The organism is Nocardioides bigeumensis (assembly GCF_039531755.1).
Classification (GTDB): domain Bacteria; phylum Actinomycetota; class Actinomycetes; order Propionibacteriales; family Nocardioidaceae; genus Nocardioides; species Nocardioides bigeumensis.
On sequence record NZ_BAAAQQ010000002.1, the window covers coordinates 212651 to 238832 of the forward strand.

A 26182-nucleotide genomic window follows, 5' to 3' on the forward strand; every position below is an offset into this window, starting at 1 on the left:
CGGCCACACCAACCGCAGCACCACCCGCAGCACCGGGCGGGACGGCTCCGGTGGCGCCGACACCCCGAGGCTGAGCCTCGGGCGAGGAGCGCAGATGCTCGACGACGAACTGGTCCCCACGACAGAGACCACCACCCCCGAGGCGGCAGAGGCCGCTGAGGCGCCCGCGCAGACCCCCAAGAAGCGGGTCCGCAAGACCGCGAAGAAGGCGCCTGCCGCAGCTGACGAGGGCGCCCCTGACGCGCCGGCGGACGGCTCGGATGACGGTGCCGAGCCGCCCAAGAAGAAGGCGCGAGCCCGCAAGAAGGCTGCTGCTCCGGAGCCCGCGCCGGTCGCCGAGGCGGCTGCTGCGGTCGAGAGCGCCGACGCCGTTGCGTCGGCTCCGAAGGTCACGACCCGCACCCGCAAGAAGGCCGCGGCCCCGCGACCCGCCGAGGTCGAGACTGCAGAGGAGGAGACTCCCTCCGCCGCCGCGACCGCCGTGCTCTTCCAGGCGCCCGAGCCGACGGGTGAGCCCGAGTCGGCGCCCAAGGCTCGCCGCTCGCGCAAGAAGAAGGCCGAGCCCGACGCGGGCACCACCGCCGAGCAGACCCTGCCTGTCGATGGGCCTGTCGATGGGCCAGTCGATGGGCCTGGCGATGGGCCTGACGATGGGCCTGGCGATAGGCCCGGCGATGGGCCCGGCGACACCCCTGACGAGGACCCGTCCGACGGCACCGACGAGCGCGACGACGCCGACGCGGACGACGAGGACGCGGGCTCCGCCTCGCGCCGCCGCCGCCGCCGTGGCGGACGCCGGCGCCGCAAGGGCGGGGCCGCAGGCGAGGACGCCGGCGACTCCGACACCGACGCCGACCTGTCGGACCCGGGAGCCGACGACCCCGCGGAGAAGTCCGGTGCCCAAGCCGGTGCCCAGTCCGGTGCCCAGTCCGCTGCCCAGTCCGCTGCCAAGTCTGGTGGCAAGTCTGGTGGCAGGTCTGGTGGCAGGGGTGGCGACCGGGCTGAGGAGAAGGACGGCGACAAGGAGGCCGGCGACTCCACCAGCACCCGTCGTCGTCGTCGCCGCCGCCGCGCGGGCGAGGACGGTGGCGACGCCACCGACGATCCCGACAAGACCACCACCCGTGTGCGCCGGGGCCGGTCGGCCGAGGACGAGATCACCGCAGTCAGCGGCTCCACCAGGCTCGAGGCGAAGAAGCAGCGTCGTCGCGAGGGCCGTGAGGCCGGCCGACGTCGCGCACCGATCGTGAGCGAGGCCGAGTTCCTGGCCCGCCGGGAGTCCGTCGACCGGGTGATGGCGGTCCGGCAGCGCAACGACCTGACCCAGATCGCGGTGCTCGAGGACAAGGTGCTCGTCGAGCACTACGTTGCCCGCGAGTCGCAGACCTCGCTGATCGGCAACGTCTACCTCGGCCGCGTGCAGAACGTCCTGCCCTCGATGGAGGCGGCGTTCGTCGACATCGGCAAGGGCCGCAACGCCGTGCTGTACGCCGGTGAGGTGAACTGGTCGGCGCTCGGCCACAAGGAGGGCCAGCCCCGCAAGATCGAGTCGGTGCTGTCCTCCGGCCAGGCCATCCTGGTGCAGGTCACCAAGGACCCGATCGGCCACAAGGGAGCCCGCCTCACCAGCCAGATCAGCCTGGCCGGGCGGTTCCTGGTCTACGTCCCGGACGGGACCACCAGCGGCATCTCGCGCAAGCTGCCCGACACCGAGCGCAACCGCCTCAAGACCCTGCTCAAGGACATCGTCCCCGACACCGCGGGCGTGATCGTGCGCACCGCGGCGGAGGGCGCGGCCGAGGACGAGCTGACCCGGGACGTCGAGCGGCTCAAGGCCCGCTGGGAGGACATCGAGAAGAAGGTCGCCAAGGGCAACTCCCCGCAGCTGCTCTACGGCGAGCCCGACCTCACGCTCAAGGTCGTGCGCGACCTGTTCACCGAGGACTTCTCGCGTCTGGTCGTCCAGGGCGACGACGCATGGGACACGGTGCGTGAGTACGTCGCCCACATGGCGCCCGACCTGGAGGACCGGCTCGAGCACTATGCCGCCGCCGACCACCAGGACGTCGACCTCTTCGCGTCCCTGCGCATCGACGAGCAGATCCACAAGGGCCTGGACCGCAAGGTCTGGCTGCCCTCTGGTGGCTCGCTGATCATCGACCGCACCGAGGCGATGACCGTCGTCGACGTCAACACCGGGAAGTTCACCGGCTCGGGGGGCAACCTCGAGGAGACGGTGACCAAGAACAACCTGGAGGCGGCCGAGGAGATCGTGCGGCAGCTCCGGCTGCGCGACATCGGCGGCATCATCGTCGTCGACTTCATCGACATGGTCCTGGAGTCCAACCGCGAGCTGGTGCTGCGCCGGCTCGTGGAGTGCCTGGGTCGCGACCGCACCCGTCACCAGGTCGCCGAGGTCACGTCGCTGGGCCTGGTGCAGATGACCCGCAAGCGCATCGGCACCGGCCTCCTGGAGGCGTTCTCCGAGACCTGCGACCACTGCGGCGGGCGAGGCCTGATCATCCAGGACGCGCCGGTCGAGCCCAAGCGATCCGACGATGCGTCCGCGCGGGGCTCCGGTCGCCGCACGCGCGGCGGCCGCGGCCGGGACGCCGGGCCCAGCAATGGCAACGGCAACGGCAATGGCAATGGCAACGGCAATGGCAATGGCAACGGCAACGGCAACGGTGGCAAGTCCACCGTTCCGTCGCCGCGCGACGTGGCCGCGATGGCCCGCGAGCACGCGGAGAAGCACCCCACGGACGAGGTGACCGAGGAGCTGGACGCCGAGAGCGGTGCGAGCGCGGACGAGGACGTCCTGACAGCCGCGGACTTCGCTCCCGACGCCGACGAGCTCGATGACACCGCCGACGACACCGCCGAGGCGCTGCCTGAGCGAGACGACGCCGACACGCCTGACGACGACCTCGAGCCGCTGGACAGCGTGACCGACGAGTCTTCACGGGCCCTCGACGACGCGCCCGAGACAGGTGCCGCCGAACCTGCTGCCGAGCAGCACGCAGCCCCCGCGACCACGGTGGTGACCAGGACCCGGCGCCGGGCCGCCAGTCGTCCCGCCGGACCCCCGAACACGGAGGCTTCGCCGACGGCCGCCGAGTCGGCACTGGGTGACGCCCAAGCCGCTGCCGGTGGCGGCGGGCTGCTCGACGACACTCCGCACGTCGAGCATGTCCCGATCAAGAAGAAGGGCACGCGCAAGCGCTGACCCTCGTCCAGGAGCGCTCCTGGCGGCGGTTAGCATGTGCCGACAATGTCGACGACGTGAGGGATCATCCGACCGTGGGGAACGAAAGCACTGCCACGGGGACCGCCGTCGAGGGTCGTGGCTCTCCCACCAGCACGTTGCCCAAGCCGATCGCGGTGGCCGCCGGGTTGCCGGTCCGGGTCGACAAGTGGTTCGAGGCGCGCCGTCGGCTTGCCTGGGTGCTCACCACCGTCCTGCTCGGGGTGGTCGCGGCCATCGTCGTGGTGCCAGCGGCGACGGGCCTCCGTGGCGGTGTCTCGCCGGTGGACGAGTACGTCTACACCGACGCCCTCGACAAAGCCGATCGAGGCGAGTTCAGCAACACCGGCGACAAGGTGGACCAGTACGCCCGGCAGGTCATGGTCTGCCGAGGTGTGGTCGGGCTCCAACCGCCGTCTCCCGAGATCTGTGGCTCGCCGCTGCCCGACGGCTCGGTGCCACTCGGCGGCTACACCAGCGCCGACATCCACCCGCCGACGTACTTCTTCCTGACCGCGGGGGTCGCCAAGGTCATCCGCGCCGTCGGGCTCACCGACGACCTGCTCACCTCGGGGCGGCTTGCCGGCGCTCTCTGGCTCTCGCTCGGCATGCTCGCGCTCGTCGCGCTCGCCCGCGCCTGGGGTGCCGGTTGGGTGATGCCGGTGCTCACGGCCGTTGCGATCGGATGCAGTCCCCTGCTCGTCTCGGTCTCGGGCTACGTCAGCCCGGACTCGATGGGGCTGATGGTGGGCGCGGGCGTCCTGCTGGCCGTGAGGCGGTGGCAGGAGGAACGCCTGCCCCACCTCGCCCTGCTCGCGGTTGCGGTGTTGCCGGCGTTCGTCAAGGTTCCGTTCGTCCTGGCCCCGCTCTTCTCGGCTGTCCTCCTCGTCGTGGCAGCCGCGGCCGGCCAGGCCACGTGGAGGCGCACCCTGACAGGGAGTGCCATCCTCGTCGCTGGTGCTGGTGCCGGCGCCGTGATGTGGCAGGAGCTCCGCGGGCTGCTGGCCGTCGACGTGCCTTTCATCCACCCGGACGCCGCGCCCCCTGGGTTCAGGGTGTTCTACGACTACTTCGGCTACTACCTCGACTCCGTCCCGATCAACAGCGGTGCCCCGCTGCCCGTGACGTACGTGCTCACGTATGGCGCGCAACCACTGCCCTGGTTGTTGCTCGGTGCCGCGTTGGGTGGGGTGTTCCTGCTACGCAGGGAGGACCCGGTCCTGCCCGTCGCCTGGGCCGGGATGGCAGGGATGGTCCTGGGGAGCATCGTGCTCAGCTTCATCGTGTTCCTGGCCAGCGGGGGCTTCCTGGTCGGTACGCCGCGCTACGGGCTCGCGTTGCTGCCGATGTTCGCGGTGCCGCTGATGTGCACGCGGCACCCGGTCGCCGTCCTGGGGATCCTCGGCTCGGCCGGCGTGAGCGTCCTGGCCCACGTGTTGCTGTGGTGAGGGCCCGGCTCGCATGGGCAGCCCTGCTGACTTCCGTGCTCATCGGATTGGCCGGCTGCGCCGAGCCGGTCTTCGTCCCCGTTGCCGGACCCGGAGCACCCGGGTACGGGGAGTCGAGGACGACGCCGCCGCCGCAGGTCGTGATCACCCAGGCGGTGGAGGGCAAGCCGCTGCCGGACGGCGGATACATCGACGCCATCGGCCGCGAGGGTGCCGACCTCAGGGTCACCGGCTGGGCGCTGCTGAACCCCGAGCCTCCGCGCGGCGAGCTCCAGGTCGTCCTGCCGCCGGGTTCGACGGCCGAGGTCCTGCAGGTGGAGGCGCTGCCCCGCGGAGACGTCGTCGGTGTGACCGGCAACCCGGCGGACCTGTGGGCCGGATTCACCTTCCTGCTCAGGGGGTCTCTGCCCGACGACGTGGGCATCTGCATCCTTTCGCAGAGCGACCAGGGAGCGTTCCGGCTCGGCGCTTCCGATCGCAAGCTGTGCCGCAAGCACAAGTAGCAGGGCACCTCCGCTCCGGTCACGGATGTCGCTGTGCTGGCTGGCCCGATCCGCCATGATCCGGCTCTCACCTGTATGTTGGGCCCGATCGGTCGCGATGTTCGCGACGGTGATCGCCCCTCTTCATCAGCGACCGACATTGTTCGGTCCGGGCCGGTTGACCGGCCGGGGCAGAGGTGGCGGATCGCACGGATTCGGCACGAGAGGCTTCACCATGTCCTACCGCCTGGCGCCCACCGCCCAGGTAGCCGAGTCAGCGACCGTCGGCGAGGGCAGCGCGGTCTGGGACCTTGCGCAGCTGCGCGAGGACGTCGTGCTCGGCCCTGGCTGCATCGTCGGCCGGGGGGCCTACGTCGGCACCGGTGTCCAGGTCGGCGCCAACTGCAAGATCCAGAACCACGCGCTGATCTACGAGCCGGCCCGTCTCGGCGACGGCGTGTTCGTCGGGCCGGCCGTCGTCTTCACCAACGACACCCACCCCCGGGCGGTGAACCCCGACGGGTCCCTGAAGTCGGCACACGACTGGGAGCCCGTCGGAGTCGTCGTCGAGGACGGTGCTGCGATCGGTGCCCGAGCCGTGTGCGTCGCCCCGGTGACCATCGGGGCGTGGGCGATGGTCGCGGCGGGAGCCGTGGTCACCAAGGACGTTCCCGCGCACGCCCTGGTCGCGGGTGTGCCCGCGCGCGTGATCGGATGGGTGTCCAAAGCAGGGCAGCGGCTCGAGGAGGGCGTGGACGGGACGTTCCGCGACCCCGGGTCCGGCCAGCACTACACGCTCGTCGACGGCGAGCTCAACGAGAAGGGGTCCGCGTGAGCGACGACTTCATCCCGCCCGCCAAGCCGCTGATCGGCGACGACGAGCGAGCCGCGGTCGATCGCGTGCTCCGGTCGGGCCAGGTCGCTGGCGGCCCCGAGGTGGCGGCGTTCGAGGCGGAGTTCGCCAAGGAGCTGGTGGACGGGCGCGAGTGCGTCGCCGTCAACTCCGGCACGTCCGGACTGCACCTCGGTCTGCTGGCCGCGGGAATCGGCCCCGGCGACGAGGTGATCGTGCCGTCGTTCACCTTCGCCGCGACGGCCAACTCGGTGGCGCTCACCGGAGCCACCCCGGTCTTCGCCGACATCGAGCTGACGCACTTCTGCCTCGACCCCGACGACGTCGCCGCGCGGGTGACGTCCCGGACCAAGGCGATCATGCCCGTGCACCTGTTCGGCCACCCCGCCGACATGAGTGCCCTGGGCGCCGTCGCCGAGAAGCACGGCCTGATGCTTTTCGAGGATGCCGCCCAGGCGCACGGCGCGACGTACGACGGTCGTCAGGTCGGTGGCTTCGGGCGGTTCGCGATGTTCTCGCTCTACCCCACCAAGAACATGACCTCCGGTGAGGGCGGCATGGTCGCCTGCGAGGACGCGCAGCTCAGCCGCCAGGTCCGGCTGCTCCGCAACCAGGGCATGGAGCGCCAGTACGCCAACGAGGTGATCGGGCTCAACAACCGGATGACCGACATCCACGCGGCGATCGGGCGCGTGCAGCTGGGCAGGCTGCCGGGCTGGAACGACACGCGCCGACGCAACGCGGCCTTCCTCGACGAGCACCTGGAGGGTGTCATCGTCCCGGCGGTCGCGGCCACGGCGACGCACGTGTACCACCAGTACACCGTGCGCGTGCCGGAGGGACGCGACGAGATGGTGCGACGTCTGCGCGAGGACTTCAATGTCGGGTCCGGCGTCTACTACCCCATCCCCAACCACCGGCTCGAGTCCTTGGCGGCGTTCGCGCCCGGGCTGGACCTGCCGGCCACCGAGCAGGCGGCGCGCGAGGTGCTCTCGCTGCCCGTGCACCCCTCCTTGTCGGCGGACGACCTCGAGCGCATCGTCACCGCCGTCAACGCGATCGCGGGAGCCGGCGCATGACCGGTCAGCCAGTGCGCGTCGGCCTGATCGGCCTCGGTTCGATGGGTCGTCACCACGCCCGGGTGATCCGGACCACGCCGGGCATGGACCTGGTCGCCGTCGCCGACGCCAGGGGCGACAGCTTCGGCGTGGCGGGCGGGCTGCCCGTGCTGGGCGACGTGGTGGCGCTGATCGACGCCGGCATCGACGCAGCCGTCGTCGCGGTCCCCACTGCTCTGCACGAGGACGTGGCCCTCGCGCTCGCGGCGGCCGGCGTCCACACCATGGTCGAGAAGCCCATCGCCGACAGCGTGGTCGCCGCCGAACGGGTCGCGGCGGCCTTCGAGGCTGCCGACCTGGTCGGTGCGGTCGGGTACGTCGAGCGGTGCAACCCCGCCATGCTCTCGATGCGCAAGCGCATCGAAGAGGGTCTCCTGGGCGAGGTCTACCAGATCACCACGTCACGGCAGGGCCCGTTCCCGAGCCGCATCGCGGACGTCGGCGTGGTCAAGGACCTGGCGACCCACGACGTCGACATCACACCGTGGCTGGCCGGGTCGCCGTACGCCAGGATCACCGCGCACATGACGCACCGGTCGGGACGCGACTTCGAGGACATGCTCGTGGCCTCGGGACGGCTCGCCAACGGGGTGATCGTCAACCACCTGGTGAACTGGCTGTCCCCCCGCAAGGAGCGCCAGTGCGTGGTGACCGGCGAGCGCGGGGCGCTCGTCGCGGACACCCTCACCAGCGACCTCACGTTCTACGAGAACGGCACCTTCGAGACCGAGTGGGAGGCGCTGGCGTCGTTCCGCGGGGTGGCCGAGGGTGACATCACCCGGTTCGCCCTGGAGAAGCGCGAGCCGCTCGCGGTCGAGCAGGCCAACTTCCGCGACGCCATCCGGGGCGACCGGTCGCGCATCGTGTCGATGTCCGAGGGCGTGGCCAGCCTGCGGGTGATCGAGGCCTGCCTCCAGTCGGCGAACGAAGGGCGCGAGATCCGCCTCTGAGGCGGGGTGCGGCGGCGCGCGTCAGCTGGGGTCGAAGGCGTTGGCCAGGTGGCCCTCGCGACGCAGCCGGTCGAGGATGACCCGCGTGGGGTGCTGCTGGTCGAGCCTGGAGGGCCGGCGGTAGTCCTCCCAGTGCGCGAGGAAGTCACGCAGCACCTGCATGTCGAGGCCGGTGAGCACGACGTTCTCCCCGAGGCCCTGTTGCGCCTCCGTGGTCTCGCGCTGCACGGCACACGGCTTGCCGATGACCGCGCACTCCTGCTGGAGCCCCCCGGAATCGGTCACGACGAAGCTGGCCCTGCCCAGGAGTGCGGCGAAGGCGACGTAGGGCTGCTTGTCGATCAGCTGGAACCGCTCGCCGAACAAGCGGGTCAGCCCCAGCTCCTCGATCCGGCGGCGCTCGGTGTTGCCGGCGGGCATCACGAGCGGGACCGTCCTGCTGGCCTCCTCGAGCACCTCGAGGGTCTTGGTGAACACGGCTGCGTTGCGGAGCATCTCGAAGCGGTGCAGGGTCACCAGTCCGAACACCTCGGGGAGCCTCTCGGGCGGCGCTCCGGTCTCCATGACGAGGCGCAGGGCGTCGACGACGGTGTTGGCGCCGGTGTCCACCACCTCGCCCCGCACCAGGCGCTCGGAGCGCAGGTGGGCCACCTCGCGCTCGCTGGGGGCGAAGTGCAGGTGGGCGAGCCGGGCGACCAGGCGCCTGTTCAGCTCCTCGGGCAGCGGGTGCCAGAGGTTGCCGGAGCGCATCCCCGCCTCCACGTGTGCGACCCGGGTCCTCAAGAGGCGGCCGATCAGCGCGCCGAGCACCGTGGTGAACGTGTCGCCGTGGACGACCACGAGCGGCTGCCCCGGCCCGCTGCGCAGCTGGCGGCGCAGCCGGCGGGAGTGGCGCAGCGCGTGCCACAGGATCGCGAGCATCCACCCCGGGACCTGCGCCGAGCTGACGAGCGGTGTCTGCTTGCTCGGCTCGATGAAGTGCTCGTCGGGCTGCGGCAGGTCGAGCGCCTCGAGCGTGGCCCGGAACCCGTCGACGTGCTGACTGGTGTTCCAGAGCCGGTAGCCCTCGCCCTCCTCACGGAGCGCACGCATCAGCGGAGCGAGCTTGATCAGCTCCGCGGTCGTGCCCGCGACGATGATGATGGCCAAACCTGCTCCCTGGGTTCGTCGTGCCGCCCGTGGCTGGATCCTGGGCAATTCCGGACGGCGTCTCCGCCGAGATGCAAGTGACATCCGCACCGCAGGTCGAAACCGACGGCCTGATCCCGAAAGACTGCTGCGGAGGGGGCTGAGCGTCCAGCTCGCAGCCTACAACCCTGGCTCCCGACCACTTGGCCGGTCGCTGTGGTGACCTCGGGCGCGTGCTGCGAGCGATACAGAGACCTTCGCGCGAGCCAGTCCCCACAGGCCTCGCCACATCCCGGCTGAGAACACCACGGCGAAGACGGGCGCGAGCAGGGAGAAGCCACGCACGTCCCGGCTGGACACGCCCATGCGTCGGAACCCGAGCGCGGCAGCGAGCCACGCGGCAGGGGCGGCCAGCAGCAGACGGGGCTTCTTGAGGACGGCCAGCAGCGCGAGAGGGCTGAGCACGAAGTACGCGATGAGCGGTGCGAAGAGTCGAGTGCCGGGATGCAGGTAGCTGTCGAGGATGAAGGTGCCCCGGTGGAAGGAGTGCCGTGCGAAGTCCCGGAACCCCGAGCGGGACAAGTAGTCGGCGGCGTAGTCCGGGGCCATCCAGATCCGCTCACGGGCGGCGATCCATCGGATGAGCGTCGTGTCGTCGGACGCGCTCTTCTCGTCGTCGTAAAGGCTGACGAGCTGCCCGTATGCCTCGAGCAGCAGTTCTCGTGGACAGACGAACCCTCCGGTGCCCTTCGGGTAGTAGTCGAAGTCGTCCTGTCCGAAGCTCACCAGCCGCGGTCGAGCGAGGTATCGCCGCCAGCCGAGGAAGGTCAGGACGTACCAGAACTGAGCCTGTGGGTTCCGCTCGCGGGGGATCTCGATGTGACAGTTCCAGACCCGGGCCTCGGGGTGCTCGACCAGCAGGGAGCGCAGGTTGCGGAGCGAGTCAGGGTGCATGAGAACCCGCTCGCCGATGAAGGACACGAGCGTCCCGTGAGCGAGCTCCGTGCCCGCTCGGCTCGCGGCGAGCCTTCCTTGGTTCGGCTGTCGGTGCACCCGGATCACCGTCTCGGTGGTCGCGGCGATCTCCTCGACGATCGCGACCGTGTCGTCGGTCGAGCCGTCGTCGACGACGACGACCTCGAGACCGTGCCAGTCCGCCCGCTCGACGGCGACGAGCAGGTGGTCGAGGGTGCTCCGGATCAAGCCGGCAGCGTTGTAGGCGATGACCACGAAGGAGAGGGTCGGCGGAGGATCCACCGCTGGCATGTGGGTTCGGTCCCTTCGTCGGTGCTCGTCCGGCTGTGCGCGTCGCGGCAAGCATAAGATCCAGCGTCGGCCGACCAGAGCCCCCTCGACCCGGTGGACGGGCGGCACCGTCGAATTGCTGGTCCCGAGCCCTGTCCGTACTATTGACCCTCGGTGCGCCTGCCGTTCGAGGGGCGCCCGTCCTTGCGTGGCACCCTGCTCCTGCTCGAGCGTCATCGTGAGCAGCCAGTGTGTGCCGCAGACCCCGACGTGATCAGCCCAGACGAAGGAGAACGACGTGTACGCCATCGTGCGCGCTGGCAGCAAGCAGCAGAAGGTTGCCGTCGGCGACGTCTTCGAGATCGACCGCACCTCGACGGCGGTGGGTGAGACGCTGACCCTTCCCGTGGTGATGGTCGTCGACGGCGACAAGGTGACGGCCACCAAGCTCGACAAGGCCGCGGTCACCGTCGAGATCCTCGGTGCCACCAAGGGCCCCAAGATCATCATCCAGAAGTACAAGAACAAGACCGGCTACAAGAAGCGCCAGGGTCACCGCCAGAAGTACACCCAGGTCAAGGTCACCGACATCTCCGTGTGAGGTCCCGCCTCACCACCCCGATCCACCGCCACGCGAAGGACTGAACAACATGGCACACAAGAAGGGCGCGGCCTCGACCAAGAACGGTCGGGACTCCAACTCCCAGCGCCTCGGCGTCAAGCGGTTCGGCGGCCAGGTCGTCAACGCCGGCGAGATCATCGTCCGCCAGCGGGGCACCCACTTCCACCCGGGCACCGGTGTGGGCCGTGGCGGTGACGACACCCTGTTCGCGCTGGTCCCGGGTGCGGTCGAGTTCGGCAAGCGCCGCGGCCGGAGGGTCATCAACATCACGCCCCTCGGCTGAGCCTGCTTGGCCGAGAAGAGGGCGGGAGATTGAGGCAGGCTCGGCTCAGGTCAGAGCCTGCGAGGAGCTGAGCGACCCGTCTCGAGACCCGGTGGCCTCTTAGCGAACATCCAGCAGAGGAGCACCCCGAGATGGCCGTCCCCACCTTCGTGGACCGGGTGACCCTGCACGTCGCGGCGGGTCGCGGTGGCAACGGTGTCGCGTCGGTGCACCGGGAGAAGTTCAAGCCGCTGGGCGGTCCGGACGGCGGCAACGGCGGTCCTGGCGGGTCGGTGATCCTGCGGGTCGACCCCGATGTCACGACGCTCATCGACTACCACCACAGCCCCCGCCGCCGCGCCGAGCACGGTGGTCACGGCGCGGGTGACCACAAGAACGGCGGTCACGGCGCCGACCTCGTGCTCCCGGTCCCCAGCGGGACCATCGTCACGACCAAGGACGGCGAGCAGCTGGCCGACCTGGTCGTCGCCGGCTCCGAGCTGGTCGTCGCCGAAGGCGGTCGCGGCGGTCTGGGCAACGCGGCGCTGGCCAGCTCCAAGCGCAAGGCGCCCGGTTTCGCGCTGCTCGGCGAGCCCGGCGACGAGCTCGACATCGTGCTCGAGCTGAAGGTCGTCGCGGACATCGGCCTGGTCGGCTACCCGAGCGCCGGCAAGTCCAGCCTCATCGCGGCGATCTCCCGGGCCCGCCCCAAGATCGCCGACTACCCCTTCACCACCCTGGTGCCCAACCTCGGTGTGGTGCGCGCCGGCGACACGACCTTCACCGTGGCGGACGTCCCCGGCCTGATCGAGGGCGCCGCGGAGGGTCGCGGTCTCGGGCACGAGTTCCTGCGCCACATCGAGCGCTGCGCAGCGTTGGTGCACGTGGTCGACACCGCGACCATCGAGCCCGGGCGCAACCCCGTGGACGACCTCGACGTGATCGAGTCCGAGCTGGCCCGCTACGGCGGCCTCGAGGACCGCCCGCGTCTGGTGGCTCTCAACAAGGTCGACGTGCCCGACGGCTCCGACATCGCTGGGATGGTCGTCGACGAGCTGCGCGAGCGGGGTCTCGACGTCTTCGAGGTGTCCGCGGCCAGCGGCGCCGGGCTCCGCGAGCTGACCTTCGCGATGGCCGCGCTGGTGGAGAAGGCTCGTCGTGAGACGCCGGTCGACGTCACCGAGCGGATCGTCATCCGTCCGCGTTCGGTCGACGGTGGCGACGACTTCACCGTGGCCGAGTCGCCGGAGGGCTGGCGCGTGCGTGGCACCAAGCCGGAGCGCTGGGTGCGTCAGACGGACTTCTCCAACGACGAGGCCGTCGGCTTCCTCGCTGACCGCCTGAACCGCCTCGGGGTCGAGAAGCGACTGCTGGCGCTGGGCGCGGTCGAGGGCGACACCGTCCTGATCGGGCACCCCGACGACGCGGTCGTCTTCGACTTCAAGCCCGGGGTCGACGCCGGCGGCGAGAACCTCGCCCGGCGCGGGGAGGACCACCGCTTCGAGGAGGAGCGACCCGCGATCCGCCGCCGCAAGGACATCGCGGCCGGCATGGAGACGCGCAGCGAGACCGAGGCGCGCGCCGACGTGGCACGCCGGATCGACCGTCGCGAAGACGAGGACCGGCGCCAGACCGGGCCGACCTCCTACGAGATCGGCTCGGCTCAGGACCCGGACGCCGACCGGTGACCCCCCTGTGATCGCGCCGGCCGACCAGCGCCCCGACGTCGTCGCGGCCAGGCGCGTCGTGGTCAAGGTCGGGTCGTCCTCGCTCACCACCGCCGAGGGCGGCATCGACCCCGAGCGCGTACGCCGCCTCGTCGACGTGCTCGCCTCGGTGCGGGCCAGGGGCGTCGAGGTCGTCCTGGTCTCCAGCGGCGCGATCGCCGCGGGCCTGGCACCGCTCGGCCTCGCCCGCCGGCCTGCCGCTCTCGCGGCCCAGCAGGCGGCGGCCGCCGTGGGTCAGGGACTGCTCGTGCACCGCTACACCGAGGAGCTGGCCCGGCACGGCCTGGTGACGGGGCAGGTGCTGCTGACCGTCGACGACGTGACCCGCCGCTCCCACTACCGCAACGCCCACCAGACCTTCGCCAAGCTGCTCGAGCTCGGCGTGCTGCCGGTGGTCAACGAGAACGACACCGTCGCCACCACCGAGATCCGCTTCGGCGACAACGATCGTCTCGCCGCGCTCGTGGCGCACCTCGTGCACGCCGATCTGCTGGTGCTGCTCTCCGACGTCGACGGTCTCTATGACGCGAGACCGGGCACGGCGGGGGCGACCCTGGTCGCCGAGGTGGCCGCCCTCGAGGACCTGGCCACGGTGCGGATCGGTCGCACCGGCGGCGCCGGCCTCGGCACGGGTGGGATGCGCACGAAGGTCGATGCGGCTCGCATCGCCACCGGCGCCGGCATCCCGGTGGTGCTCACCTCGGCCGAGCAGGCGGGAGCCGCGCTGTCCGGTGCCGCCGTCGGCACCTTGTTCCGGCCTACGGGCAAGCGGCGGCCCACTCGGCTGCTCTGGCTGGCCCACGCCACCGAGCCGAAGGGCACGCTGACCCTCGACGCGGGCGCCGTGCGGGCCGTCACCGAGCGGCGGGCGTCGCTCCTGGCGGCGGGCGTCATCGGTGTCTCGGGCGGCTTCGTCGCCGGCGACCCGGTCGACCTGGTCGGCCCGGACGGCGTGCCCCTGGCGCGCGGCCTGGTGAACTTCGACGCCGAGGAGCTGCCAGGCCTGCTCGGGCGGAGCAGCCACGACCTGAAGCGCGAGCTGGGAGCGGCGTACGAGCGTGAGGTCGTGCACCGCGACGACCTCGTGCTGCTCTGACATCTGTGCTTGCCTAGGCGGTGTGGACGACGAGGAGTTCTTCCGCTGGTACGGCGACTGGGACTCGCTCGACCCACGCGGGCTCGCGGAGGTGATGGCCGGCTTCGACCGGCCGTGGTGGATCGTCGGCGGCTGGGCGATCGAGGCGTTCACGGGAGTGCCGCGCGAGCACGAGGACGTCGACCTGTCGATCCTCACGTGCGACGTCCCGGCCTTCCGGGCCCACCTCGGCGCTGACTGGACGCCCTGGAACATCCACGACGGCACACTGCGCCCGCTCAACGACCAGTTCCCCGACGTCCAGCACCCGGAGAGCCAGATCTGGGTACGCCGCAGCGCCCATGAGCCGTGGGTCCTCGACCTGCCCCTCACCCCCGACCGTGGCGGACTTTGGACCAGCAAGCGTGACCCGACCCACGTCGCACCCGTGGATCAGGTGACGTGGGTGGCCACGGACGGGATCCGCTACCTGTGCCCAGAGATTGTGCTGACCTACAAGGCATCACCGTTGCAGCGGCGGCCGAAGGACGAGCGGGACCGGGATCTCGTGTGGCCGCTCCTCGCGCCGGACCGGCAGGAGTGGCTGCGGGCCACGTTGGACAGGGTCTATCCGGACCATCCGTGGCTGGACCTCTACTAAAGTTTCGCGGAACGACCGTCGGGCAGGGCAGAATTGCCCGCATGTCGACCGAACCGGTGACGGTGTCGACGCTCGGGCGGACATCTGGACAGCTCATGGGTCGTGAGCTGGAGCTCGCTGCCATCGAGCACGCGTTCCGCGCGGAGACCCGCGTGGTGAGCCTGGTAGGCCCCGCAGGCGTGGGCAAGACCCGGCTCGCCGTCGAGCACGCCCAGCGGGCCGACATCGAGGGCGACCTGGTCACCGCGGTCGTGCGCGCCAGCGGACTGCTGGACGCGGCGCTGATGGTCGACGAGGTGATCGCGGCGCTGCCCGGCCCCCAGGGGCTGGCCGTCTCGGCCGCCGAGGCGCTGTGGGAACGCTGCCACGGTGACGACCTGCTGCTGGTGCTCGACGACGTGGAGACCGCCGTCGACGCCGGCTCGCTCGTCGACGAGCTCGTTGCGGGCTACCCAGGCCTGAGGGTGCTCGCGACCGGACTCCGGCCGTTGGGTGCTGAGGGAGAGCAGGTCGTCCGGGTGGCGCCGTTCGACACCGAGGCGCCGCTCGATGGTGACGACCTGCCGCCGGGGGTCCTGGTCTTCGCCCAGAAGGCCGTCGCCGTCGACGCGGGCTTCGCGCTCGGCGAGCACAACCGGGACGACGTGCTGGCCATCTGCCACGAGGTCGGCGGACTGCCGCTGGCCATCGAGCTGGCGGCGTCGCGCACGCCCGCGATCCCCGTCTCGGTGATGGCACGCCAGCTGGCCGGCACGCAGGGCATCGGGCTGCTCCGCGACGGCTCGCGCCGGCGTACCGACCGGCACGCCAGCATGGAGCAGACACTGGACTGGACGTGTGCGCTGCTGAGCGACGACGCAGGCGCGCTGCTGGACCAGCTCTCCGTCTTCGAAGGGCGTTTCGACCTCGAGGCGGCGCTCCGGGTGACGGTCCCCGAAGCCTCGGACACCGCCGAGATGCTGGACCGGTTGTCGGCGCTCGTGGACGTGCAGCTGCTCGACCTGGACGCCCGGGACGCCGACCATCCGCGCTTCGCGATGCCGCGTCTCGTGCGCAGCCACGCCGCACGGCGGCTGACGAGGTCGGGCCGCTCGACCGAGACCGAACGGCGGCACGCGCACTACTTCCAGGCCCGGTGCCGGCGCCCGGTGGGCGCCGACCTGCTGCCCGACATCCTGGCCGCCCTGGACCGAGCCGTCGTCGACGGCTCGGTCGACGACGCGCTGCACGCCGCGGTCGAGGCCACCGCGTCCCAGCGAGGGACCACCCAGGTGCTCCAGCACCGAGTGGACGAGCTGGTCGCACGTCTCGACGAGGAGTCCTCGGACCCGGTCCTGCTCGCCCGGGCGCTGATCCGCTCGGCCACGGGGTCCGAGCGGGTCGTCGAGGGCACGACGTACGCCGAGTGGACCACCGGCCGGGTGCGTGGCGCCGTCGCCGCCGCGCGCCGGTCCGGTGACCAGCAGGCCCTCCTCGAGGCGCTCGTGCTGACGGTGCGCTCGTTGCCGACGACCATGGATGCTCCGAGCGCGTTCGCGGCTGCCGCGGAGGGGCTCGAGCTGGCGCGCGACCTCGGGAACGAGGCGATGACGGCCCAGTTCGAGATGTATGCCGCCATGGGTGCCCAGGTCAGGCAGGACGCAGAGAACACCGCGCTCTTCGGCTACGCCGGTCTGCGCCGGGCTCGTGAGGTGGGCGACCTCTACACCGCGACCCACACGGCACTGCTCCTGCACCGGCTGCCGGCGCGCCTGCGCGACCCCGACGTGGCGCTCCCGTCGCTGGAAGAGCTGTTGGAGGCCTGCGAGCGCCAAGGCGACGGCCGGCTCGGCGGCTCGGTGCTGGCGGCATTGGCGGAGCAGGCGCTGGCCGACGGCGACGACGACGCAGCAGCGCGCTGGGCCTACCGGTTGCAGCGGGTCGCTGCGGACTGGCGGCTGACCGAGCCGCTGGCTGCCACCATCCCGATCGTGACGCTCGTCGTGCTGGCCGCGCGCCGGGGGGACGTCCGAGTCGGGACGGTCCTGCACGCCGCGCTGGGCAAGTTCGAGTCCGTCCTGGCCTTCGCCCTCCAGCCCGACGCCCTCCTCCGCTACCAGGAGGCCGGGGGAACGCTCGCCGCGCTGGCTTCGGCCGGCGAGGGGCCGCACGCCCTCGCGGCGTGGCGTGCCGAGGGGGAGGCCCTGTCGCTCGTCGAGGCACACGACCGCGGCGTCGCGTACGCGCGCACGCTCCTGCGAGGCGGCCGGACCTCTCCGCGGGAGGCTGCCGAGGCCTCACCTGCCTCGGAGCCTGCGTCGGTGCCCGCATCGATGACGGGACTGACCCCTCGCGAGACGAAGGTGCTGCAGGAGATGGTCTCGGGGGCCACCAACCGCGAGATCGGCGAGCGGCTCGGGGTGTCGGCCAAGACCGTGATGCACCACTCGGTCGCCATCTATCGCAAGCTCGGGGTGCGTGGTCGGGCGGAGGCCACGGCGTACGCCGTCCGGGCCGGGCTGGCCGCGTCCTGACCGGCTGGCGCCGGTGTCGCGGTCACGGTGCGGGGCACGCCGTACGCTGGGGGATGCGATGAGCGACCCTTCCCCGACCGTCTACCTCGACCACGCCGCCACCACCCCGATGCTGCCGGCGGCGATCGAGGCCATGACGGTCCACCTGGCGGAGGTCGGCAACGCCAGCTCGCTGCACGCCTCGGGACGGCACGCGCGCCGCGTCGTCGAGGAGTCGCGCGAGACCATCGCGCAGGCGCTCGGCTGCCGGCCCGGCGACGTGGTCTTCACCTCGGGCGGGACGGAGTCCGACAACCTCGCCCTGAAGGGGATCTTCTGGGCCAGGCGCGCCGTCGACCCCCGCCGCACCCGTATCCTGAGCACCGCCATCGAGCACCACGCCGTGCTCGATCCGCTCATGTGGCTGGCCGAGCGCGAGCCGGTCGAGAGGGCGGACGTCGAGCTGCTTCCCGTCGACCAGCGCGGCACGCTCGACCTCGACGCGCTGCGTGCTGCGGTCGAGCGCGACCCCTCGACCGTCGCGCTGATCTCGGTGATGTGGGCCAACAACGAGGTCGGCACCCTCCAGCCCATCGACGAGGTCGTGGCCATCGCGGCGGAGCACCGGATCCCGGTGCACACCGACGCCGTCCAGGCCGTCGGCGCGGTGCCCGTGGACTTCGCGACGTCGGGGGTGGACGCCCTCACCTACACCGGCCACAAGCTCGGCGGGCCCTACGGAGTGGGCGCGCTGGTCGTGCGTCGCGAGGTCGAGGTGGCGGCCCTGGTGCACGGCGGCGGCCAGGAGCGCGACATCCGCAGCGGCACCCTCGACGCGCCCGCGATCGCCGGGCTCGCGGCGGCCACCGAGCTGGCCGTGAAGCAGCAGGCCGAGCACGCCACCCGTGTCGCGCAGCTGCGCGACGACCTGGTGCGGCGAGTGACCGAGGTGGTCCCCGACGCGCACCTCCACGGACACCCGTCGGAGCGGTTGCCCGGAAACGCGCACCTCGGTTTCCCGGGGTGCGAGGGCGACTCGCTGCTGATGCTGCTCGACGCCCGCGGGATCGAGTGCTCGACCGGCTCGGCGTGCTCGGCGGGGGTGCCGCAGCCCTCCCACGTGCTGCTCGCGATGGGCTGCAGCGAGGAGGAGGCCAGGCACTCCCTGCGCTTCTCCTTCGGGCACACCTCGACTGCCGCCGACGTCGACGCGGTCGTCGCGGCGATCGGCCCCGTCGTCGAGCGCGCGCGCTCCGCCAACCGCAAGAGCCGCTGAGCATGCGCGTCGTCGCCGCCATGTCCGGCGGGGTGGACTCCGCCGTCGCTGCCGCCCGGGCGGTCGAAGCCGGCCACGACGTGACGGGGATCCACCTGGCTCTCTCGCGCAACCCGGCGTCGTACCGCTCCGGCGCCCGCGGCTGCTGCACCATCGAGGACGCCAACGACGCACGCCGGGCCGCCGACGTGATCGGCATCCCGTTCTACGTCTGGGACCTGTCCGATCGTTTCCACGAGGACGTGGTCGAGGACTTCATGGACGAGTACGCCGCCGGGCGCACCCCCAACCCGTGCCTGCGCTGCAACGAGAAGATCAAGTTCGCCGCGGTGCTGGACCGGGCGCTGTCGTTGGGCTTCGACGCGGTCGCCACCGGTCACTACGCGCGTCTGGAGACGGGGCCTGCCTCACGGGGCGGCCTGGTCGAGATGCACCGCGCCGTCGACCACGGCAAGGACCAGTCCTACGTCCTCGGCGTGCTGACCCAGGACCAGCTCGCACACTCGCTCTTCCCGCTCGGAGGGTCCACGAAGGCCGAGGTACGCCGCGAGGCGGCCGCGCGCGGCCTGCTGGTCGCCGACAAGCCGGACTCGCACGACATCTGCTTCGTCGCCGACGGCGACAACGCCGGCTGGCTGCGCGAGAAGCTCGGCGACCGGGCCCCCAACCACGGGGGCGACATCGTCGACGACGCCACCGGTGAGGTGCTCGGGCAGCACGAGGGCACGGTCGGCTTCACGATCGGCCAGCGGCGCGGGCTCCGCATCGGGCGTCCGGCGCCGGACGGCAAGCCGCGCTTCGTGCTCGACATCTCGCCGGTGACAGGCACGGTGACGGTCGGCCCGCGCGAGCGGCTGGCCGTCGACCGGATCACCGGGCGGGCGCCGCGCTGGTGCGGCGCGGAGCCGGGTCTCCTCGAGGGACCCCAGGTGACCGTGCAGCTGCGCGCCCACGGCGCCGAGCTGCCCGCCAGGGTCGCCGTCGACGGCGGCACCGTCGAGATCGAGCTGCTCGAGCCGGCGTTCGGCATCGCGCCCGGGCAGGCCGCGGTCGTGTACGACGGCAGCCGGGTCGTCGGGTCCGCCACCATCGCCGCGGCGGTGGCAGCGCGATGACCGCCACGGGCGTCGGCTCGTATCCCGGCGAGGACGACCGCGACTACGCCGAGACGGTGCGGATCGTGCTCGGTGAGCTCGCGCCGCCCGACGGGCTGCCGCACCTGCCGGAGCTGCCCGGACGGGGTGCGGGCGCGACCATGACGGGCCGTGCGCTCGCGCTGGTCGCTCTCTCCGCCGACCTGCAACCCGCCGGATGGCGGCTCACCGGCTCGTCGGCGACCTCGGGGGTCGACCACCGGCGGGCCCGGTCGCAGCACGCGCAGGACCTCGACCAGGTCGAGGACCAGGGCCAGGACCTCGTCGGGGCCTTCAAGGTGCAGGTCGCCGGGCCGTGGACCCTGGCCGCGACCGTCGAGAAGCCGCGCGGCGACAAGATCCTCTCCGACCACGGCGCCCGGCGTGAGCTCGCCGAGGCGCTGGCCGAGGGCGTGGCCGAGCACGTCGCCGACGTCCGCCGCCGCCTGCCGGGGGTCGAGCGGCTGGTCGTGCAGCTCGACGAGCCGGCGCTGGCGTCCGTGCTGAGGGCCGAGGTGCCGACGGCGTCGGGGTTCGGGCGACACCGTTCGGTGGACCTGCCGGAGGCGAGTGGCTCGCTCGGGCTGGTGCTCGGCGCCGTCTCGGCCGCCGGAGCCGAGCCCTGGGTGCACACCTGCGCGGCCCGGACGCCGCTCGACCTCCTGCGCGGCGCGGGCGCCCGGGGCCTGGCGGTCGACGAGGCCCAGCTGCTGCCGGGTGACCTCGACGAGATCGCCGTGGCGCTCGAGGCGGGGGAGTGGGTCGCGCTCGGCGTCGTACCCTCCCTCGACCCGGGCACCCCGCCCGAGGCCGCGCGGGTCACCGGCCGGGTGCTGGGGCTGCTGGAGATGCTCGGCCTGGATCCGGGCGTGGTCGGCGGCCAGGTCGTCCTCACGCCCGCCTGCGGCCTGGCCGGCGCGTCGCCTGCCTGGGTCCGCCAGGCGCTCGAGATCTGCCGGACCGCCGCGCGCGACCTCGTCCGCTGACGTTGCGGCCCCGGCCGACAACTTCCGCGCAATTGCGCTGATGTTGTCGCTGCTGGCCGCCTTTCGCGACCACAACGGCGCAATTGAACGGAAGTTGTCGTCGTGAGCGGGTTCCAGCGACCACAACGGCGCAATTGCGTGGTTACGGTCGCCCGACGAGTGCAGCAGGACCCGCACCCCTGCGAGGGTGCGGGTCCTGTGTCGCTGCCGCGAGGCGGTGGGCGTCAGCCCACGTGGACACCCTCGGGGCCGTCGGTGGCCAGCTCGTCGTGCTTCACGTTAAGGAACAGCCAGACGACGATCGACGCGCCGAGCATCAGGAAGCCACCCGTGAGGAACGCCTGGGTGGAGCCCTCGGTGAAGATCTGGTGCTGGGCGATCAGCTGGTACGCCGCCGCCTGGTCCGCCGCCGGCGCGGGGCCTCCGGCGTTCGCAGCGGCCGCGGCGATCTCGGCACCGCGGTCCGTGAACGTCTGGGTCGCGACCGTGGCGAGCACGGCGAGGCCGAGCGCACCGCCGACCTGCTGCATGGTGTTCAGGACGCCCGAGCCGATGCCGGAGTCCTCGTTGCGCAGGTGGTGCACGGCGGTCAGCGTGACCGGTACGAAGGTCAGGCCCATGCCGACCGCCATCATCACGACGAACGGCAGGATGTCGGTGGCGTAGGAGCCCGTCACGTCGGTGACCGGGAACTCCGTGTCGAACGGCAGCGTGGAGAAGCCGAACAACGCACCGGCGGCGATCAGCGTGCCGACACCCGCGATGTAGCGGGGGTCGATGCGGCTGACGAGGTTGGACGCGAGTCCGGCGCCGAAGACGATGCCGACGGTGAAGGGCAGGAACGCGACACCGGCCTTGAGCGGGCTGTAGCCCATGACGTTCTGGATGTACTGGCTCAGGAAGTAGAACATCGCGAACATCGCCGCAGGCGCCAGGAACATCGCGACGAAGCTCGATGCGCGGGTGCGGTTGAGGAAGACCCGGAAGGGCAGCAGCGGGTGCTCCACGCGGCTCTCGATGACGATGAACAGCACGATCATCACCGCGCCGGCGATCAGGCTCGCGATCGTCCAGCTGTCGCCCCAGCCCTCGGTGCCGGCCCGCGAGAGGCCGTAGACGACGCCGAGCAGGCCCAGGGTGCCGGTGACGGCGCCGGGCAGGTCGAGCTGACCGGGGTGCGACTCGGACTCGTTGAGGAAGCGGGGAGCCAGGAACGCGGCGACGACGCCGATCGGGAAGTTGATCAGGAACGTCAGGCGCCAGCCGTCGATGTCGAAGCCGAGGAACTCGGGCGAGGTGCCGGTGAGCCAGCCACCGAGGATCAGGCCGACCGCCGCGCCGGCGCCCGACATGGCGGCGTACACGGCGAAGGCGCGGTTGCGCGCCGGGCCGGCCGGGAAGGTCGTGGTGATCAGCGCGAGGGCGGCGGGGGACGCGAGTGCCGCGCCCAGACCCTGCAGGCCGCGGGCGCCGAGCAGCAGCGGCTCGTTGGTGGCGAAGCCCCCAAGCAGCGAGGCCACGGCGAAGATGACCAGACCGGTCATGAAGATCTTCCGCCGGCCGTAGAGGTCACCGAGGCGGCCGCCGAGCAGCAGCAGGCTGCCGAAGGCCAGGGCGTAGCCGGTCACGACCCAGGTCAGGTTGGCCTGCGAGATGTTGAGGTCGGCCTGGATGTAGGGGAGCGCGATGTTGGCGATGGTGGCGTCCAGGACCACCATCAGCTGCGCGATCGAGATCAGGACGAGGGCCCAGCCCAGGTGGAGCTTGCGCTCCGGGCGTGCCTGCGCCGGTTCCGCTACGGGAGCGGTGCTGTCGAGATGGCTCACGAGTCTTCCTTCTGTGTGTTCTGTGTGGCTTTCGAGTCGGGTACGCCGCCCGGCCGCACGCCGCAGGCCGGGAGGATGATCTGGTCGACGAGAGCGGCGATCGTGCTCTCCGTCGGCGGTTCGCCGAGGACGAAGGTCCGGTGCAGGACCATGCCGGCCAGGGCGGGGGCCACGAGGTCGATGTCGACGTCAGGGTCGATCTCGCCGCGCTCCCGGGCACGCTCGAACGCGGCGCGCCCGATGGTGACCTTGGGACCGATGAAGTCGCGGCGGAACGCCGCGGCGAACTCCGGGTCCTTGTTGACCGCGGTGATGAGGCTGGCGAGCACGCCCATGGCGCGCGCGTCGGTGACACCCCCCTGGCCGCAGTGCATCTCCAGCAGGTCGGCGCGGAGGCTGCCGGTGTCGGGTGCCCGCGCGGGACCCTTCTGGGCCAGGATGGCGTCGATGACGAGGGCGGCCTTGCTGCTCCACCGTCGGTAGAGCGTGGCCTTGGACGCCTTGGCCGCCGAGGCGACCGCGTCCATGGTCAGCCGGTCGTAGCCGACCTCGGCGAGCACGTCGAGGGTCGCCTGCAGGATCTCCTGCTCACGATGGCCCTCGATGCGCGGCCGGTGGGCGGCGACGGTGGCTGCTTCTTGCGGGGTCATGCGGGGTGTTGCTCCTGCCGGTCGGTCTGTTCACGCGGATGAAACGAAACAGTTTCGTTTCATCCGGAACCGTAGCTCCGGGGCAGGCATTCCCCAAATCTCGAGAAACTTCGAGAATTCTCAGATCATCGTCAGAACCGCGTCGCGGGCGTGGGCATTCCAGGTCGACGCGCGGCGCAGCATGTAGTGACCGGCGGCGCGCAGGACGACGTGCTCGGCGGTGGCGGCGACCGTGCTCGCCCGCTCGACGAACCGCTCGCTCTGGCGGTACGACGTGATGCGGTCGTTGCTCCCGTGCACCCCGACCAGGTGCTTGCCGCGCAGCGCCTCGACGGGCTCGTCGCCGGGCCACCAGGGCGCGAGGCCGACGACTCCCACGACGGCCGCGTCGTCCGCGACGTGGACGGCGGTGCGCCCGCCCATCGAGTGGCCGAGCAGCACGACCGGCAGGTCGCCGAGCTCGCGGCGTACCTGCTCCAGCGCCCAACGGGCGTCCTCGACCGGTCCGCTGCCGCCGTTCCAGCCGCGGACCCGATAGCTCATCAGGCAGGTGAGCAGCCCGGACTCGGCGAAGGCCGGTGCGAGCGCCCGCTGCATCACCAGTGACCGCCGCCGCGACAGGCTGCGGTCGTCGACGACCTCGGTGGAGCGGTCCTTGCCGCCGTGCAGCATGAGCACCACGCCGCGTACCCGGTCGTCCGGCGGCGCGACGGCGGCCGGGGTCAGGGTCGGCACGGTCATGCAGCTCTCCTTGTGGGCGCTCACGCTGGTGTGTTCGTCGCCGCGAGCGTGGCAGATGGGTGAGGAGCCGGGAGGGATCCGGGCTGAAGGATGTCGGTGGTTCGCGGCAGGATGAGCCCCATGACGCAGCGCGAACAGGATGCGGGCGAGTCGACGTCTGGGCCGACGTCCGAGCCGCCCGTGCCGACCGCCACGGCCCGCGAGCGGCACGCCGAGCTGAGCGAGCAGGTCGAGCAGGCCCGGTGGCGCTACTACGTCCTCGACGACCCGACCCTCTCCGACGCCGACTTCGACGTCCGGCTGCGCGAGCTGGAGGCGCTGGAGGACGAGTTCCCCGAGCTGCGCACCCCGGACTCGCCGACGCAGAAGGTCGGGGGAGCGGTCTCGACCGAGTTCACCGCGGTCGACCACCTCCAGCGCATGGAGTCGCTCGACAACGCGTTCTCCTACGACGAGCTGGAGGCGTGGTACTCCCGGCTCGGCCGTGAGGGTCTCGAGTCGCCCGACCTGCTCTGCGAGCTGAAGGTCGACGGCCTCGCGATCAACCTCCTCTACGAGGACGGCCGACTGGTGCGGGCGCTGACCCGCGGCGACGGACGGACGGGTGAGGACGTGACGCCCAACGTCAAGACCATCGCGTCGGTGCCGCACCGGCTGACCCCGACTGACGAGTTCCCGGTCCCGGCGCTGATCGAGGTACGCGGCGAGGTGTTCCTGCCCGTCGCGGCGTTCGAGCGCCTCAACGTCTCGATGACCGGGGCCGGCAAGCCGGTCTTCGCCAACCCCCGCAACGCCGCCGCCGGCTCGCTGCGCCAGAAGGACCCGCGCGTCACCGCCACCCGAGACCTCGGCATGGTCTGCCACGGCATCGGCGAGCGTCGTGGGTTCGAGCCCAAGGCCCAGTCGCACGCCTACGAGGCGCTCGCCGCCTGGGGCCTGCCCACCTCCGAGCAGGTGCGGGTGCTGCCCACGCTCAAGGACGTCGAGGCCTACATCGAGCACGCGGGCGAGAATCGCCACTCGATCGTCGACTACGAGATCGACGGCGTGGTGGTGAAGGTCGACGACGTCTCGCTCCAGCGCCGGATGGGCTCGACCTCACGGGCGCCGCGCTGGGCGATCGCGTTCAAGTACCCGCCCGAGGAGGTCAACGCCAAGCTCCTCGAGATCCGGGTGAACGTCGGGCGCACCGGCCGCGTCACGCCGTACGGCGTCATGGAGCCCACCCGGGTGGCGGGATCGACCGTCGAGAACGCCACGCTGCACAACCGCTACGAGGTCGAGCGCAAGGACGTGCGACCCGGCGACACGGTGATCCTGCGCAAGGCCGGCGACGTCATCCCGGAGATCGTCGGCCCGGTGAAGGCGCTGCGGCCCAAGGGCCTGCGCAAGTGGAAGATGCCGACCCGCTGCCCCTCCTGCGGCACGCTGCTGGCCGAGCAGAAGGAGGGCGACAAGGACCTCCGCTGCCCCAACTCGCTCGCCTGCCCGGCGCAGGTGCGTGAGCGGGTGTTCCACGTCGCCGGGCGCGGTGCGTTCGACATCGAGGGCCTCGGCTACGAGGCGGCCGCGGCGCTCCTGGACGCGGGCGTGATCGTCAACGAGGGGGACCTCTTCTCGCTCACCCGGGAGCGGCTGGTCGAGGCGCCGCTCTTCACGCGGGCGCCCAAGAAGGGCGAGGACGGCCCCCAGCTGTCCGCCAACGGCGAGCGCCTCGCCGCCAACCTCGAGAAGGCCAAGAGCGTGCCGCTGTGGCGCGTGCTGGTCGCCTTGTCGATCCGGCACGTCGGGCCGACGGCCGCCCGGGCGCTGGCTCAGGAGTTCGGCTCGATGGCCGCCATCCGAGCCGCGTCCGAGGCTGAGCTCGCGGCCGCTGAGGGAGTCGGTCCGACGATCGCCGAGGCGGTCATCGCCTGGTTCGAGGTCGACTGGCACGTCGCCATCGTCGACGCCTGGGAGCGCGACGGGGTGAGCCTGGAGGACGAGCGCGACGAGTCCGTGGCGCGCACGCTCGAAGGGCTCACGGTCGTCGTCACCGGGTCGCTCGAGCGGTTCAGCCGCGACTCCGCCAAGGAGGCGATCCTCAGCCGTGGAGGCAAGGCGGCCGGCTCGGTGTCCAAGAACACCGACTACGTCGTGGTGGGGGAGAATGCCGGCTCCAAGGCCGACAAGGCCGAGTCGCTGGGGGTCCCGATCCTCGACGAGGCCGGATTCGAGCTGCTCCTGGAGAAGGGTCCCGCCGGCCTGTAGGCCGGCCATGTCA

Annotated in this window: 20 protein-coding genes and 1 pseudogene; 16 read left to right on the forward strand and 5 right to left on the reverse strand. The window is 71.7% G+C overall.

Annotated features, from left to right (window positions below; genetic code table 11):
• Positions 1 to 1012: 1012 nt before the first annotated feature.
• The 6 genes and pseudogenes from ABD295_RS02250 to ABD295_RS02275 form a co-directional block, all read left to right on the forward strand.
• Positions 1013 to 3226, forward strand: a pseudogene (locus ABD295_RS02250) (Rne/Rng family ribonuclease); the annotation flags it as partial.
• A 74-nt stretch (positions 3227 to 3300) separates the two neighbouring features.
• The gene (locus ABD295_RS02255; protein ID WP_344301973.1) at positions 3301 to 4692 is read left to right on the forward strand and encodes a hypothetical protein; all 1392 of its coding nucleotides are present in this window, start codon (positions 3301 to 3303) and stop codon (positions 4690 to 4692) included.
• A gap of 35 nt (positions 4693 to 4727) precedes the next feature.
• Positions 4728 to 5195 carry a single stranded DNA-binding domain-containing protein gene (locus ABD295_RS02260; RefSeq protein ID WP_344301974.1) on the forward strand — a complete coding sequence of 156 codons (468 nt, stop codon included), beginning with the start codon at positions 4728 to 4730 and terminating at the stop codon, positions 5193 to 5195.
• Positions 5196 to 5409: 214 nt separating this feature from the next.
• Complete coding sequence (locus ABD295_RS02265) at positions 5410 to 6009, forward strand: acyltransferase (protein WP_344301975.1); 600 nt, start codon at positions 5410 to 5412, stop codon at positions 6007 to 6009.
• A complete protein-coding gene (locus ABD295_RS02270; RefSeq protein WP_344301976.1) occupies positions 6006 to 7106 on the forward strand; it encodes a DegT/DnrJ/EryC1/StrS family aminotransferase in 1101 nt (366 codons plus the stop codon). The genes ABD295_RS02265 and ABD295_RS02270 overlap by 4 nt, the downstream gene beginning before the upstream one ends.
• The gene (locus ABD295_RS02275) at positions 7103 to 8095 is read left to right on the forward strand and encodes a Gfo/Idh/MocA family protein (RefSeq protein WP_344301977.1); all 993 of its coding nucleotides are present in this window, start codon (positions 7103 to 7105) and stop codon (positions 8093 to 8095) included. Before ABD295_RS02270 ends, ABD295_RS02275 begins: the two co-directional genes overlap by 4 nt.
• A 21-nt stretch (positions 8096 to 8116) precedes the next feature.
• On the opposite strand, the gene ABD295_RS02280 is transcribed toward ABD295_RS02275, so the two are convergent.
• Positions 8117 to 9244, reverse strand: coding sequence for a UDP-N-acetylglucosamine 2-epimerase (locus tag ABD295_RS02280; RefSeq protein ID WP_344301978.1), 1128 nt, complete (start codon positions 9242 to 9244; stop codon positions 8117 to 8119).
• Between the two features lie 159 nt (positions 9245 to 9403).
• Positions 9404 to 10480: a glycosyltransferase family 2 protein gene (locus tag ABD295_RS02285; RefSeq protein WP_344301979.1), complete on the reverse strand. Its 1077-nt coding sequence runs from the start codon at positions 10478 to 10480 to the stop codon at positions 9404 to 9406.
• 286 nt (positions 10481 to 10766) lie between these two features.
• On the opposite strand from ABD295_RS02285, the gene rplU reads away from it, so the two are divergent.
• The 9 genes from rplU (at position 10767) to ABD295_RS02330 (ending at position 20702) form a co-directional block, all read left to right on the forward strand.
• Positions 10767 to 11069, forward strand: a complete 303-nt coding sequence (rplU, locus tag ABD295_RS02290) for a 50S ribosomal protein L21 (protein ID WP_344301981.1) — start codon at positions 10767 to 10769, stop codon at positions 11067 to 11069.
• A 49-nt stretch (positions 11070 to 11118) separates the two neighbouring features.
• On the forward strand, positions 11119 to 11373 hold the full coding sequence (gene rpmA, locus ABD295_RS02295) for a 50S ribosomal protein L27 (RefSeq protein WP_344301983.1): 255 nt from the start codon (positions 11119 to 11121) through the stop codon (positions 11371 to 11373).
• 131 nt (positions 11374 to 11504) lie between these two features.
• Positions 11505 to 13040, forward strand: coding sequence for a GTPase ObgE (gene obgE, locus ABD295_RS02300; RefSeq protein WP_344301985.1), 1536 nt, complete (start codon positions 11505 to 11507; stop codon positions 13038 to 13040).
• A 7-nt stretch (positions 13041 to 13047) separates the two neighbouring features.
• Positions 13048 to 14175: a glutamate 5-kinase gene (gene proB, locus ABD295_RS02305; RefSeq protein ID WP_344301987.1), complete on the forward strand. Its 1128-nt coding sequence runs from the start codon at positions 13048 to 13050 to the stop codon at positions 14173 to 14175.
• 22 nt (positions 14176 to 14197) lie between these two features.
• Positions 14198 to 14815 (forward strand): nucleotidyltransferase domain-containing protein, encoded by a 618-nt coding sequence (locus ABD295_RS02310; protein ID WP_344301988.1) that lies wholly within the window; start codon positions 14198 to 14200, stop codon positions 14813 to 14815.
• A 41-nt stretch (positions 14816 to 14856) separates the two neighbouring features.
• A complete protein-coding gene (locus ABD295_RS02315) occupies positions 14857 to 17328 on the forward strand; it encodes a LuxR C-terminal-related transcriptional regulator (RefSeq protein WP_344301989.1) in 2472 nt (823 codons plus the stop codon).
• 58 nt (positions 17329 to 17386) lie between these two features.
• Entirely contained in the window at positions 17387 to 18583 is a 1197-nt protein-coding gene (locus tag ABD295_RS02320; protein WP_344301990.1) for a cysteine desulfurase family protein, read from the forward strand.
• Positions 18584 to 18585: 2 nt separating this feature from the next.
• Complete coding sequence (mnmA, locus tag ABD295_RS02325) at positions 18586 to 19698, forward strand: tRNA 2-thiouridine(34) synthase MnmA (RefSeq protein WP_344301991.1); 1113 nt, start codon at positions 18586 to 18588, stop codon at positions 19696 to 19698.
• Positions 19695 to 20702: a uroporphyrinogen decarboxylase/cobalamine-independent methonine synthase family protein gene (locus ABD295_RS02330; protein WP_344301992.1), complete on the forward strand. Its 1008-nt coding sequence runs from the start codon at positions 19695 to 19697 to the stop codon at positions 20700 to 20702. Before mnmA ends, ABD295_RS02330 begins: the two co-directional genes overlap by 4 nt.
• 224 nt (positions 20703 to 20926) lie before the next feature.
• Here the strand turns inward: ABD295_RS02330 and ABD295_RS02335 are convergent, their stop codons facing one another.
• The 3 genes from ABD295_RS02335 to ABD295_RS02345 all read right to left on the reverse strand — a co-directional run bounded on the left by ABD295_RS02335 (position 20927) and on the right by ABD295_RS02345 (position 23919).
• Complete coding sequence (locus ABD295_RS02335; RefSeq protein WP_344301993.1) at positions 20927 to 22528, reverse strand: MFS transporter; 1602 nt, start codon at positions 22526 to 22528, stop codon at positions 20927 to 20929.
• The gene (locus ABD295_RS02340) at positions 22525 to 23178 is read right to left on the reverse strand and encodes a TetR/AcrR family transcriptional regulator (RefSeq protein WP_344301994.1); all 654 of its coding nucleotides are present in this window, start codon (positions 23176 to 23178) and stop codon (positions 22525 to 22527) included. Before ABD295_RS02340 ends, ABD295_RS02335 begins: the two co-directional genes overlap by 4 nt.
• Positions 23179 to 23298: 120 nt before the next feature.
• Positions 23299 to 23919, reverse strand: a complete 621-nt coding sequence (locus tag ABD295_RS02345; protein ID WP_344301995.1) for an alpha/beta hydrolase — start codon at positions 23917 to 23919, stop codon at positions 23299 to 23301.
• Positions 23920 to 24039: 120 nt separating this feature from the next.
• On the opposite strand from ABD295_RS02345, the gene ligA reads away from it, so the two are divergent.
• The gene (gene ligA / locus ABD295_RS02350) at positions 24040 to 26169 is read left to right on the forward strand and encodes an NAD-dependent DNA ligase LigA (protein ID WP_344301996.1); all 2130 of its coding nucleotides are present in this window, start codon (positions 24040 to 24042) and stop codon (positions 26167 to 26169) included.
• The last annotated feature ends 13 nt before the right edge of the window (positions 26170 to 26182 follow it).

What these genes read in the sequence shown, in the direction of transcription:
- ABD295_RS02275 (WP_344301977.1), top strand. Translation starts at nt 7,103, where the DNA reads ATGACCGGTCAGCCAGTGCGCGTCGGCCTGATCGGCCTCGGTTCGATG.
- rpmA (WP_344301983.1), top strand. Translation starts at nt 11,119, where the DNA reads ATGGCACACAAGAAGGGCGCGGCCTCGACCAAGAACGGTCGGGACTCC.
- ABD295_RS02345 (WP_344301995.1), bottom strand. Translation starts at nt 23,919, where the DNA reads ATGACCGTGCCGACCCTGACCCCGGCCGCCGTCGCGCCGCCGGACGAC.
- ABD295_RS02330 (WP_344301992.1), top strand. Translation starts at nt 19,695, where the DNA reads ATGACCGCCACGGGCGTCGGCTCGTATCCCGGCGAGGACGACCGCGAC.
- ABD295_RS02315 (WP_344301989.1), top strand. Translation starts at nt 14,857, where the DNA reads ATGTCGACCGAACCGGTGACGGTGTCGACGCTCGGGCGGACATCTGGA.
- ABD295_RS02265 (WP_344301975.1), top strand. Translation starts at nt 5,410, where the DNA reads ATGTCCTACCGCCTGGCGCCCACCGCCCAGGTAGCCGAGTCAGCGACC.
- ABD295_RS02340 (WP_344301994.1), bottom strand. Translation starts at nt 23,178, where the DNA reads ATGACCCCGCAAGAAGCAGCCACCGTCGCCGCCCACCGGCCGCGCATC.
- mnmA (WP_344301991.1), top strand. Translation starts at nt 18,586, where the DNA reads ATGCGCGTCGTCGCCGCCATGTCCGGCGGGGTGGACTCCGCCGTCGCT.
- ABD295_RS02320 (WP_344301990.1), top strand. Translation starts at nt 17,387, where the DNA reads ATGAGCGACCCTTCCCCGACCGTCTACCTCGACCACGCCGCCACCACC.
- obgE (WP_344301985.1), top strand. Translation starts at nt 11,505, where the DNA reads ATGGCCGTCCCCACCTTCGTGGACCGGGTGACCCTGCACGTCGCGGCG.
- ligA (WP_344301996.1), top strand. Translation starts at nt 24,040, where the DNA reads ATGACGCAGCGCGAACAGGATGCGGGCGAGTCGACGTCTGGGCCGACG.